The organism is Paraburkholderia ultramafica, from assembly GCF_902859915.1.
In the GTDB taxonomy this organism is placed as follows: Bacteria; Pseudomonadota; Gammaproteobacteria; order Burkholderiales; family Burkholderiaceae; genus Paraburkholderia; species Paraburkholderia ultramafica.
Genome location: NZ_CADIKK010000040.1, coordinates 14223 through 26287, shown reverse-complemented (window position 1 = coordinate 26287; position 12065 = coordinate 14223). Strand labels below are relative to the sequence as shown.

The following is a 12065-nucleotide window of genomic DNA, read 5'->3' as shown; positions in this document are numbered from 1 at the left end:
CTGAGCACCTGGGCCGCGTCGCCTAACGGCTGGCAACCGGCGACGCCGCATCCAGCGACGCGCCAAAGCGCTCGAAGCGCGGTCTGTAGTAATGGTCCGGGTCGAGCGAGAACGCGACGTGACGCGTGCGGCCCATCAGCTCCTTACGCGGAAAAAAGCCGAAGTAACGCGAATCGGCACTGTCGTCGCGATTGTCGCCGAGCATCAGGTACTCGCCTGGCGGCACGATGACCGGGCCGAACGAGTCGCGCAGGCTGGGCGCGTCCGGCGCAAGTCTCACTATGTGCGCGACGCCGTCGAAACGCTCGGTCAGATAGTCACCGGGCGAAACGGCGTCGCCCGGCAACGGTGCGAGCTTGAGCGGCTGGTAATCGGCGCGCACGCCGTTCACATACAACACGTTGTTGCGCATCGCGACGCTGTCGCCGGGCAAGCCGATCAGACGCTTGACGATCAACTCGTGCGCGGCGGACGAATCGATCGTGACGATGTCGCCGCGCTGCGGATCGTGCAGATGCGCGAGCGCGATATGCGTGAGCGGCACACGCAGATCGTAGGCCATCTTGTCGACGAAAATCCGGTCGCCTTCACGGATCGTCGGCAGCATCGAGCCGCTCGGCACGACGTTCCAGTCGGCGACGGCGCTGCGAAACAGCACCATCAGAAAAAGGAACGCGACGAGGCTCTTGTTGTCGCGCCACAGTTTTATGGGCATGCGCATGGCAAGCGGCTCCATTGGAAGGGGTTCGAAAGCGACGGGCGCGCGGAGCATTTTCGCCTCCGCGCACCCGCGCAAATCGTACCACTGGGGCTCGCTTTCACCCCGCCCTGATCCTCTCACTCCCCCGCGAATTTCAGCCCCAGCGCTGCACGCGCCGCATCGGCCATCGCGATCATCTGCAGCGACTTGTCATGCGTCATCACCGGGCTCTCCAGTTGCCCCGCGCGAATCAGCGCGCAGAAATGCGCGGTCTCGTAGTTCAGCCCGCCGCCATCGAACGGCTCGTCGAGTTCGACCACGTGCCCGTCGGCGTAACGGATCGTCGCGCGCGACGGATTCCACCACGGTTCGTGAAGCATCACGTGGCCGCCTTTGGCCATCAGCAGCGCATCGCCCCTGCCGTGCAGATCGAGCCCGCAAAAAAGCTGCGCGATGCCGCGCTCGTGCTGGCTGTTCAGACTCGCGAACGTATCGACGCCAGTCGACCCGAGCCGCCCGAGCGTCTGCACCTCGCGCGGCGCGCCGAGCCAGTCCACCGCGAGGAACATTTCGTAGATGCCGATATCGAGCAGCGCGCCGCCCGCATGGTCGAACGACAGCGACGGGTGATCGTCCGGCACGCCCGGCACCGAACAGCCCGCCCGCACGAGTCCGACGTCGCCGATTGGATCGGCCGCGAGATGTTCGCGCAATTTTCTGTAGAGCGGATAGAACGGCGGCTTCATCGCTTCCATGAAGAGCCGTTGCGCGGCACGCGCGGCGTCGAGCACACGCACGAGTTGCGGCCGGTTGATGGTGGCCGGCTTTTCGCACAACACGTGCAGGCCGGCTTGCAGTGCGGCGATCGCGTAGTCGGCGTGACTGTCCTGGACAGTGGCGATATAGAGCGCGTCGATCCCGCTCGCGAGCAGCGCGTCGAAACTCGCGCATGCTGTGCCGCCGAACTCTTCGGCGAACGCCTGCGCCGGTTGCGCGCGACGCGACCACAGCGCGCTGAGTTGCGCTTGCGGCACATGAGTCAGACTCTGAGCAAAGCGACGGGCAATCCGGCCCGTCCCGACGATCCCCCAGCGAATCACGTCGCCAGAGGAGGTTTCCTGCGTTGCGATTGTCATCGTTTCTTCGAGTCCATGCGGTTTAGAACAGGCGCTATTGTCGCGCATGCCGAACGCGCACGCGCGGACATGGGCTTGCGCCTTCTGTCATCCGCTGTCTCACAGGAAAACCAACCCGCAGGCCGCTGCCGCGGCTGCGCTCAGGCGCGCGTCGGCGGCTCCGCTGAAAATTTGCCGCCGACCTCTTCGGCCGTGTAGTCGATCAATGCCAGCGACGCGATTTCCGCTTCTTTCGGATTACGCCGTTCAATCGCTTCGAGCACGCGCTGATGCGAGCTCACCGCGGTCTCCCACAAGCCGGCCTTGTCGGTGACGATGGGGTTGACGGTCGACAGCGCGCCGCGAACGATCGCCGCCATCTGTTTGAAGAACTGGTTGCCGCTCGCCACCACGATGCGGGTATGGAACAGTTCGTCGGCATCCTGATAGCCGGACTCGCCTGGACGGATCACGCGAAACGCGTCGAACGCCTCGCGAATCGCCGCGATGTCCGCGCTGCTGCCGCGCGCGGCCGCCTGCGCCGAAGCACGCGGTTCGATCAGGATGCGAAATTCGATCACGTCGCGCAGAAACAGCGGATCAGGCTTCGCTCGAAAACGCCAGTTCACGACGTCCTCGTCGATCATGCGCCAATCGCTCATCGGCCGGATGCGCGTGCCGATCTTCGGCCGCACGTCCAGCATGTCGCGCGCGAGCAGCATCGACAGCGCCTCGCGCATGACGGTGCGGCTGACGTCGAACTCCTTCGACAACACATCCTGCGGTGGCAGGACGGCGCCGTACTTCTCTTCGACGATGCCGGTGACGAGCCCATCCATCACCTTGCTCACCAGCGATCGATCTTTGTTTGCCTGTTCCATGACACTCTCCCCGAAGCGGTGTTTTCCCCGCGTAGCCTGTTGATTGAGCGGCCCTTTTCGTGTCGTTTTTTATGCATACGGCTTACTTTCACGATACGTTGCTAGCTTCAAAACAGATGCGCCAGTTGGGACACTTCCTGACAGGGTTATCCCTCTGAAGAATTGTTTCTTCCGTGTAACGTCGGACGTTTTGACGGGCCGTAAGCTTGCACCTCAAGCGTGCCTGCGTTATGGAATTTGCATGGTGCGAATACGCACGTAGCGAGACGAATTTGTCTGATCCACCAGAGCTGGCGGTTGCGCATTGGCGAAAAAGAACCGGCGCGAGGGGGCACGCCGGGCGCGCATCCAGCGACAACGCCTGGGGCGAGCCCGTCGGCGACCACGCGCGCGCGTCAGTGTGAAGCGCCCTTGCCTGCGTCGCCGCTCACCTGAAGCCGTCCGTATTGATCGTCGAAGCGCACGATGTCGTCCTCGCCGAGATAGCAGCCTGATTGCACCTCGATCATCTCCAGCGGGGTCTTGCCCGGGTTCTCGAGCCGGTGGGTGACGCCAAGCGGAATGAAGGTCGACTGATTCTCCGAGACCAGGAAGCTCTCCTCGCCGCGCGTGACGAGCGCCGTGCCGCGCACCACGATCCAGTGTTCGGCGCGATGATGATGCATCTGCAACGACAATCGGCCGCCCGGTTTGACGACGATGCGCTTCACCTGGAAGCGCTCGCCGTGTTCGAGCGAATCGTAGAAGCCCCACGGCCGCCCGACCTTGCGATGCTCGTGCGCTTCGGCGCGCCGCTCCGCCTTCAGACGACCGACGATCGCCTTCACGTCCTGCACGCGATCCTTCGCGGCGACCAGCACCGCATCGGCGGTTTCGACCACCACCACGCCGCTCACGCCGACACAGGCGACGAGCCGCCCTTCCGAATGCGCGAAGCTGTTGGTCGAGCCGTCGAACATCACGCGGCCGCGCGCAACGTTGCCACTGGCATCTTTGCTCGATGCGTCCCACACCGAATCCCACGCGCCGACGTCCGACCATCCCGCGACGAGCGGCACCGTGACACCGACGAGGCGCGCGTCGGTGGCGACGCGCTCCATCACCGCATAGTCGATCGAATCGGACGGGCACGCGGCGAACGCATCGCGCGCGAGATGCAGTGCGCCATCGCCATCCACCGTGGCGTGCTCGAATGCGTCCGCGCAAGCCGCCGCGATCACGGGACGGCACAGCGCGATGGCCGCCAGCCACACCGACGCGCGCACCACGAACATGCCGCTGTTCCACCAGTACTCGCCGGAGGCGACATAACGTTCGGCGAGTTCGGCATCGGGCTTCTCGACGAAGCGTTCGATCGCGCGCGCCCCCCGCGTGCCGAGCGCCGTACCCGTGCGGATATAGCCGTAACCGGTGGCCGCGCGTTGCGGCGGCACCCCGAGCGTGACGATCGCACCGCACGCCGCGTGCCCGAGCGCCTCGGACAGCGCCACGCCGAACGCCGCATGATCGGCGATCAGATGGTCCGCGGGCAACGCGACGATGATCGGATCATCGCCGGCCGCAGCCGCCGCGCGCGCGGCAAGCGCCGCGACGGTCAGCGCGGGCGCGGTGTTGCGCGGCACCGGTTCGAGCATCATGCGCACCGGCCGGCTGCATTGTTCGAGACGCTCGCGCGTTTGCAGCCGCAGATCCTCGCAGCAGACCACCAGCGGCGTGGCGGTCGCGAGCGGATCGACGGACGACGTGTGGTGCGCCGCCACGGCGAACGCGTCATCGAGGCGGCGCAGCGTGGCTTCGAGCAACGATTCGTCGCCTATCAGGTCGATCAGCTGTTTCGGGTTGCGCTCGCGCGACAACGGCCAAAGCCGCGTGCCCGAGCCACCCGCGAGAATCGCCGGCTGCACGGAAAAACGCGTGAGCGCTTCGGTGACGCCCACGCCCGAGGCGAGCGAATTGCCTGGTTCTACGATGCGATTCATGAGCAATTCCAATCAATGGTCAATCTGGTCTGGTTCGGTGTCACGCGTTTGATGCGGAGGATGCTCCGCACATGACCGGCGTTCGCACCGTCACAACAGCTCGAACGTGTTGATGACCGACTCGCCGTCGCGCGCGCGACGACGCGTGCCGAAGCGCGGCTGGCTGCCGCGAACCTGGCGCGCGAGGCCGATGAACGGCACGCCATGTTCGAGGTACGGCCCTTCCGTCTTGCGAAAGCCGAATTGCTCGTAGAAGCCGCGCAAGCCCAGCGGCGCGCTCACTCGCGCGGCGTGTCCCGGCCAACGCTCGGCGATCGCCGCGAGGATGCGTTCGAGCAGCAGTTCGGCGGTGCCGTCGCCGCGCCGCAGCGGGCTCGTCAGCACCTTGTCGATCGTGATTTCCGGATCTTCCGCGTCGCCGGGTTGCAAACGCGCGTAGGCAAGGATCGGCATCGGCCGCGCCATGTCTTCCACCGCGAACACATGCAGCGCGCTTTCATCGCGGCCGTCCGCGTCGAGACAGACGTGCGATTGTTCGACGACGAACACCGCGCTGCGCGCCCGCAAGATCAGGTACAACTCGCGTGCCGAAAGCTGATCGAATTCCAGCGTCTTCCAGTTCATCAAGTTCCCCAGCAGTGAGTGAGTTCAACGGGGCCGGCATCACACGCCGCCCTCGACGGCCTGGCTCAACACACCGGCTCGTTGGCATGGCTACACGGTACGTCCGCAATAGGCGTGTTTCCGTGCGGCATCGCACCGACGCCAGGCGTTCACGATCCTTAAATACGGCCTACCGGAGCACGGCGTCGCAGCAAGCCGTCGCAAGCGGCACGCGGATGCCGTGAGTGGCTGACAAGGTCACATGGGTTGAGCGCGGCAACGATGTCGGCCGGGCCGATAAAGACTAAAAACGAATACAGGTGCTCGTTTTTCGTCGACACCTTCCGAAAGCTCGTTGGACCACAAGGGCCACTACACAATGAAAAACGCATTGCGACGCATCATTTCCGAATCCGCCCGTCTGGATGTTCCCGCTGACAGTCTGGCGGACGACGCCGATCTATACGCCGCTGGCTTGTCCTCGCTCGCGACCGTGCATCTGATGCTGGCAATCGAAAATGAATTCGACATTGAAATTCCGGACCGCCTGCTGACGCGCCGGCTGTTCTCCAGCATCGATTCGATGGCCGCCGCGATCGCCGAAGTGCAACAGGCCAAGGCAGCATGATCGCGCCGCTGCTGGACGCGGCCAGCGCCGCGGCCCCAGGCGCGGCAGCGCCAGCGCACGACAGCGCTGACGCTGCCGTCCAGCTGACGGCGGTCGAGGCCGAACCCGGCTGGCGCGCGGCCGCGCGTCGCTGCGCCGCGGTGGCCGCGCAGTTCGCCGATGCGGTGGACCGCGACGCGCGCTTCCCGAGCGAGGCGTTCGACGCGCTCAAGCGCGAACGCTTGCTGTCGGCGCTGGTGCCGCCCGCGTTCGGCGGCGCGGGGTTGTCGCTCGCGGACATCGGCGCGATCTGCGAGACGCTCGCACAAGGCTGCGCGTCGACTGCGATGGTGTATGCGATGCATCAGATCCAGGTTGCGTGCATCGAAGCGCACGGCAGCGCATCGGCCTGGCAGCGGCGCCTGCTTGCGCAACTGGTCGAGCATCAATGGCTGCTGGCTTCGGCGACCTCCGAGCAAACCATCGGCGGTAACCTGCGCACGAGCGCCTGCTCGGTCGAGCTCGACGGCGAGCGTTTTCGGATCGAAAAGCTCGCCCCGACGATCTCGTACGGCGCGCACGCCGACGGCATCCTGGTCACCGCGCGCCGCACCGCCGAGTCGGCCGCCGCCGACCAGGTGCTGATCGTCGCGTTGCGTGACGGCACGCAACTGGAAAAGCGCAGCGGCTGGGACTCGCTGGGCATGCGCGGCACCTGCAGCGAGGGCTTTCGCCTCGTCGCCACAGGGCTCGCCGCGCAAATCCTCGCGACGCCCTTCGCCGAGATCGCCGACCAGACCATGCTGCCGGTCTCGCACACGCTGTGGGCCTCGGTCTGGACCGGCATCGCGAGCGACGCGGTGAATCGCGCGAAGGCTTGCTTCCGGGTTCAGGCTCGCGCCAATCCCGGCTCGATGCCGCCAGCGGGCTTGCGCCTTGCCGAAGCGGTCGGCCTGCTGCAGATGATGCAGGCGCGCCTCGCGCTCGCGCTGGAAGCGGCACGCGCCGCGCACCAGGCCCGGCAGGCGCGCCAGCACGACCCGCAAGCCGATGCGCCGCTCGCCGCGCTGCTCGGCTTCGCGTCCGACATGAACACGTTGAAGACCAGCCTCTCCAACACCGCGCTGCAAGTCGTCCAGCAAGTGCTGATGATCTGCGGTATGGCGGGCTACAAGAACGGCACGCCGTACAGCGTCGGACGCCATTTACGCGACCTGCACTCCGCGCCGCTGATGATCAACAACGACCGGATTGCGCAGAACACCGCGAGCCTGTTGCTCGCGCAGCGTCCTGCCGCTCCGGGGAGAGCCTGAATGAACTCGATGACCGATACTGTCGCGGCCGCCGCTGCCAGTGCCGCTGCCAAGGCCACCGCCGCAACCGGTTTTCGTGACGAACTGCTGGCCGCCGGCCTGCTGATCGATACCGGCGAAAACGGCCTGTACGGCCGCAGCCAGCTTTTCGAAAACGTGCTGGACCGCGTGAATGTTGCGATCACGCAGTTGGGCGCGGACCAGCAGCCGGAAGTGTTGCGCTTTCCGCCGGCGATGCGCCGCACCGATTTCGAAGACAGCGAATACCTGAAGAGCTTCCCGAATCTGGCCGGCACGATCCACTCGTTCTGCGGCAACGACATGGGCCACCGGCGCCTGCTGCGCGCGCTCGACGACGCGATGACCGAAAGCGACGAAGAGCGCAGCGACGCATGGATGGCGCAACAAAAACCCACCCGCGTGGTGCTGACGCCCGCCGCCTGCTACCCGGTCTACCCGGTGATGGCGCGGCGCGGCCCGCTGCCCGCCGACGGCCGCACGATCGACGTGCTGTCGTATTGCTTCCGCTACGAACCGTCGCTCGATCCGGGCCGCATGCAGATGTTCCGGCAGCGCGAATACGTGCGCCTCGGCAGCGCCGAACAGGTGATGGCGTTCCGGCAGATGTGGATCGAACGCGGCTCGCTGCTGGTGACGCTGTTGCAACTGCCGGTCGAAGTGGATCTCGCCAACGATCCGTTCTTCGGCCGCGGCGGCAAGATCGTCGCCGATAGCCAGCGCGCCCAGGCGCTGAAGTTCGAACTGCTGATCCCGCTGGCCGACCCGCGCGGCAAGACGGCCTGCCTGTCGTTCAACTATCACATGGACCACTTCGGCGCGATCTGGAAGATCGTCTGCGAAGACGGCGCGCTCGCGCATACCGGCTGTGTCGGATTCGGCATGGAACGCATCACACTCGCGCTATTCCGTCATCATGGGCTCGACGTGAACCACTGGCCGGACGAGGTGCGCGCGCTGCTGTGGGGCGACACCGAAGCGCGCGTCGCGCAACATATGCAGCCCATGCAGACGGCACAACGCGCGGGAGCCGGCGCATGAATCCCTCTCTGACGCCGGTGCCCATGGGCACGCCCAGCGCTTTGCCGATGCCCCGGCGCGTCGTCCTGTCCACTCAGGGCAGCGCCGCCGCGCCGGGATCCGGCACGCGCTTGCGCGAGCACGTGCCGCACGTGCTGCATCAAGGCGAACGCGTGTGGCAGGAGACCAATTGCTACGTCGATCTGTGGATCGAACTGCTGCACGGCTTCGGGCTCGAACCGCGCGCGGCGTTCGGCTTTACCGTCACGCAGGATTTCGAAGGCGACCAGTTCACGTTCTTCAAATTCCCGCTCGAAGACCTCGAACGGCTGTACGGCACCCAGGTGCAGGAACTGGCCATCTACGATTCGCTCGAAGCCCGCGTGCTTGCGCAGACCTCGCGCGGCCATGCGGTGCTGGTGGAAGTGGACGGCTATTACCTGCCGAACACACGCGCCACGTCGTATCGTCGCGAGCATCCGAAGACCACGGTGGGCATCGACTTCATCGATCCGGCCGCGCGCCGCCTCGGCTATTTCCACAACACCGGCTATCACCAGCTCGACGGCGACGACTACGACGGCGTGTTTCGCAAGCTGCCGCAATTCGCGCAGCAAGCCGATCTGCTGTTCCCCTACGTGGAATTCGCCAAGCAGGCGCGGCCCGCTCTCGAAGGCACCGCGCTCGCGGAAGCGTCGGCGGAATTGCTGTGCGCGCATCTGCAGCGGCGGCCGCTCACCAATCCGATTTCGCAATGGCGCGTCGAGTTTCCCGCGCATCTCGACACGCTGCTCGAACGCGGTGATGCGTTCTTCCACCCGTACTCGTTCAACCTGATGCGGCAGCTCGGCGCGAACTTCGAGTTTCTGTCGAAGTATCTGCTGTGGCTGTCCGCGCAAGGCTTCGAGATTCCGGCGTCGATCCCCGCTGCGGCGCAGCGTATCGCGTCGGAGTCGATGGTGATGCAGTTCCGGCTCGTACGGGCCATCGCTCGCGGTCGTCGCGACGCGTGTGAAGATTGCTTCGACGTGCTTGAAAGCGCGTATGACAAGACGCTGCCGCCGCTTGCCGCACTGGTGCGGTGAGGTGCGCGTCTCACGCCGCGTAGACTTCTCGGGGACTCGCCGTGGATGCACCGACGCTCAATCCGGCGGCCGACGAAGGTGACGGCCGCGGCCCGCTCGCGGCGACGGCCGCCGCTGTCGACCCAACCTCGCAGAGCATTCAAGCCGACGCGGCCGACGCAAGCGTTGCCGCCGTGAACCTCGCATGCGAATCGCTCTGGCCGCAGCGGCTCGACACCGGCTGGCAGTGCGTCAGCACGCCGGCGGGCGCGTGCGGGTCGCCCGCGCAATTGCCTGCGCACGGCTGGCTCGCCGCGCCAGTGCCGGGCACCGTAGCCAGCGCGCGCCGGGCCGCGGGCCTGCTCGACCCTGCTGATCCAGCGCCGCTCGCGTTCGACGATCACTGGTATCGCGTCACGCTCACGGGCACCGGCCAACGCCGCTTGCGTCTGCACGGCCTCGCGACGCTCGCCGAAGTCTGGCTCGACGGCGTCAAGCGCCTCGACTCCGATTCGATGTTCATCGCACATGATCTGGACATCGAACTGAATGGCAGCGCGACGCTCGCGCTGTGCTTTCGCTCATTGACGCCAGCGTTGGCGGCAAAACGCTCGCGCGCGCGCTGGCGGCCCCGGCTCGCGTCGCCGCCGACCTTGCGCAACGTGCGCACCACGCTGCTCGGCCACATGCCGGGCTGGTGTCCTTCTATCCAGGCGGTCGGTCCCTGGCGTCCGGTCGAACTGCTCGGCGATGCGCCGCACACATTCGACACGCTCGATCTGGCGAGCCGCCTCGAGCACGACGACGGCGTTGTTTCACTCACGCTACGTTTCGCGAATCCGCACGATACCGCCGCCTGCCACGCGACACTTAAATGCGGCGCTGCTGTTTCGTCTTTGCAATGGCGCGATGCGTACACATTGACCGGCAGCGTGCGAGTGCCGCACGCGCAACGTTGGTGGCCGCACACGCACGGAGAGCCCACTGTATATCCGCTGACGTTGCAGCTCGATGACGGGCTCGTAACGTCTCACTCTTTGGGATCGATCGGCTTTCGCAGCCTTGCAGTGGAACGCGGCGTCGACGGCACGGGTTTCGCATTACGCGTGAACGGCCTGCCGGTGTTCTGCCGTGGCGCGTGCTGGACTAGCGCGGACCTCGTCACGCTCACTGGGACCGACGCGCAATTGCGTCACGCGTTCGAGCTGGCCCGCGCTGCGGGGATGAACATGCTGCGCGTGGGCGGCACGATGGTGTATGAGTCCGACGCGTTTTATACACTCGCCGACGAATACGGCATGCTCGTCTGGCAAGACTTCGCGTTGGCGAATTTCGACTACCCGAACGATGCCGCATTCAGCGCGTCGGTCGAGCGGGAAGCTACGCAGTTTCTGGCCCGCACGCGGCGCTTCGCAGCGCTCGCCGTGTTGTGCGGCGGCAGTGAAGCCGACCAGCAGGCGGCCATGTTCGGCCTGCCGCCTTCGATGCGCGCGCAGCCGCTATTCACTGAACGTTTGCCTGCGATCGTCGCACGCGAACGGCCGGACGTGCCATACGTGAGCAACTCGCCGTCGGGAGGCGCATGGCCGTTTTCGACCAACGAAGGTATTACGCACTACTACGGCGTGGGCGCGTATCAGCGTCCGCTCGACGACGTGCGCCGCTCGCAGGTGCGCTTTGCCGCCGAATGCCTCGCGTTCGCCAACGTGCCCGACGACGCAACCTTGCACGACGTGCTCGGCACGATCCATTCGCACGATCCGCGCTGGAAGGCCGCGGTGCCGCGCGACCCCGGCGCGGGCTGGGATTTCGACGACGTGCGCGACCACTATCTGCAAACCCTCTACGGCGTCGAGCCGGCGCGGCTGCGCTATGAGGACCCAGAGCGTTATCTGGATCTGTCGCGCGCAGTGAGCGCCGAACTGATGAGCGATGTGTTCGCCGAATGGCGTCGCGCGGGCTCGACGTGCGGCGGCGCGCTGGTCTGGCAATTGCAGGATCTGCGCCCCGGCGCGCGCTGGGGCTTGATCGACGCGACAGGACGGCCTAAAAGCGCGCTGCACGGCCTCGCGCATACGCTGCAGCCCGTGCAGCTCGTGATGACCAACGAAGGGCTCAACGGCCTCGACATTCATCTGATCAACGAGCGAGCGCAAACGTTTAGTGCGCAACTGGAACTGGTCTGCCTGCGCGACGGCAGCGTCAAGGTCGCATCCGCCAGCCGCCCGGTCGAGTTGCAGCCGCATAGCGTGCAACGTATCAGCGCGGCCGCATGCCTCGGCCAGTTCTTCGACTTCACGCACGCGTACCGCTTCGGCCCGCGCGCGCACGACGTCACAATTGCGACACTGCGCGACGCGGCGAGCGGCCAGATCGTTTCGCAAACGTTTCATCTGCCGCAGCGGCGCGTGAGCGAGCGCCACGACCTGGGTCTGACGGTGGCCGTCGAGCGCACCAGCGACGGCTGGCAGCTTGTCATCGAAGCGCAGCGTTTTGCGCGCTTCGTTCATATCATTGACCCGCACTACCGGGCCGCGCACGACTGGTTCCACCTCGAACCGAACCGCCCGTTCAACGTGCCGCTGATTCCTCTGACGTCACTCGCGTCACAGGAACGAATCGTTGCACGCGCATCCAGCCCGGCATTTAAAGCTGATGCAACATGCGCACCACCCGCGGGCGAAGTCCGCGCGGTCAATGCGATATCCGCCACGTTCTACCGGTAAACGTCTTCCTGAACTAGGTACGCGTTCGCGACACGCATA

At 65.8% G+C, this 12065-nt stretch carries 10 protein-coding genes; 5 read left to right on the top strand and 5 right to left on the bottom strand.

From position 1 onward, the window contains the following. Window positions 1–22: 22 nt before the first annotated feature. From lepB to HV744_RS30565, 5 genes are all read right to left on the bottom strand, one after another. On the bottom strand, window positions 23–721 hold the full coding sequence (lepB, locus tag HV744_RS30585; protein WP_175153079.1) for a signal peptidase I: 699 nt from the start codon (window positions 719–721) through the stop codon (window positions 23–25). A 116-nt stretch (window positions 722–837) separates the two neighbouring features. Then, entirely contained in the window at window positions 838–1836 is a 999-nt protein-coding gene (locus HV744_RS30580; protein ID WP_246279265.1) for a Gfo/Idh/MocA family protein, read from the bottom strand. Window positions 1837–1976: 140 nt separating this feature from the next. Continuing rightward, window positions 1977–2696 (bottom strand): FadR/GntR family transcriptional regulator, encoded by a 720-nt coding sequence (locus HV744_RS30575; RefSeq protein WP_175153077.1) that lies wholly within the window; start codon window positions 2694–2696, stop codon window positions 1977–1979. A gap of 395 nt (window positions 2697–3091) precedes the next feature. Continuing rightward, window positions 3092–4675, bottom strand: coding sequence for a mannose-1-phosphate guanylyltransferase/mannose-6-phosphate isomerase (locus HV744_RS30570; protein ID WP_175153076.1), 1584 nt, complete (start codon window positions 4673–4675; stop codon window positions 3092–3094). A 90-nt stretch (window positions 4676–4765) separates the two neighbouring features. Further along, a complete protein-coding gene (locus HV744_RS30565; RefSeq protein WP_175153075.1) occupies window positions 4766–5299 on the bottom strand; it encodes a GNAT family N-acetyltransferase in 534 nt (177 codons plus the stop codon). 358 nt (window positions 5300–5657) lie between these two features. Between HV744_RS30565 and HV744_RS30560 the strand changes: the two genes are divergently transcribed. From HV744_RS30560 to HV744_RS30540, 5 genes are read left to right on the top strand one after another with little or no spacing between them, the layout of a single operon-like run. Next, the gene (locus HV744_RS30560; RefSeq protein WP_175153074.1) at window positions 5658–5906 is read left to right on the top strand and encodes an acyl carrier protein; all 249 of its coding nucleotides are present in this window, start codon (window positions 5658–5660) and stop codon (window positions 5904–5906) included. Beyond that, complete coding sequence (locus HV744_RS30555; protein ID WP_175153073.1) at window positions 5903–7198, top strand: acyl-CoA dehydrogenase family protein; 1296 nt, start codon at window positions 5903–5905, stop codon at window positions 7196–7198. The genes HV744_RS30560 and HV744_RS30555 overlap by 4 nt, the downstream gene beginning before the upstream one ends. After that, on the top strand, window positions 7199–8257 hold the full coding sequence (locus tag HV744_RS30550; RefSeq protein ID WP_175153072.1) for an amino acid--[acyl-carrier-protein] ligase: 1059 nt from the start codon (window positions 7199–7201) through the stop codon (window positions 8255–8257). Continuing rightward, window positions 8254–9321, top strand: a complete 1068-nt coding sequence (locus HV744_RS30545; RefSeq protein WP_175153071.1) for a DUF1839 family protein — start codon at window positions 8254–8256, stop codon at window positions 9319–9321. The genes HV744_RS30550 and HV744_RS30545 overlap by 4 nt, the downstream gene beginning before the upstream one ends. Before the next feature lie 41 nt (window positions 9322–9362). Beyond that, window positions 9363–12026, top strand: coding sequence for a glycoside hydrolase family 2 protein (locus HV744_RS30540; protein ID WP_175153070.1), 2664 nt, complete (start codon window positions 9363–9365; stop codon window positions 12024–12026). Window positions 12027–12065 lie beyond the last annotated feature (39 nt).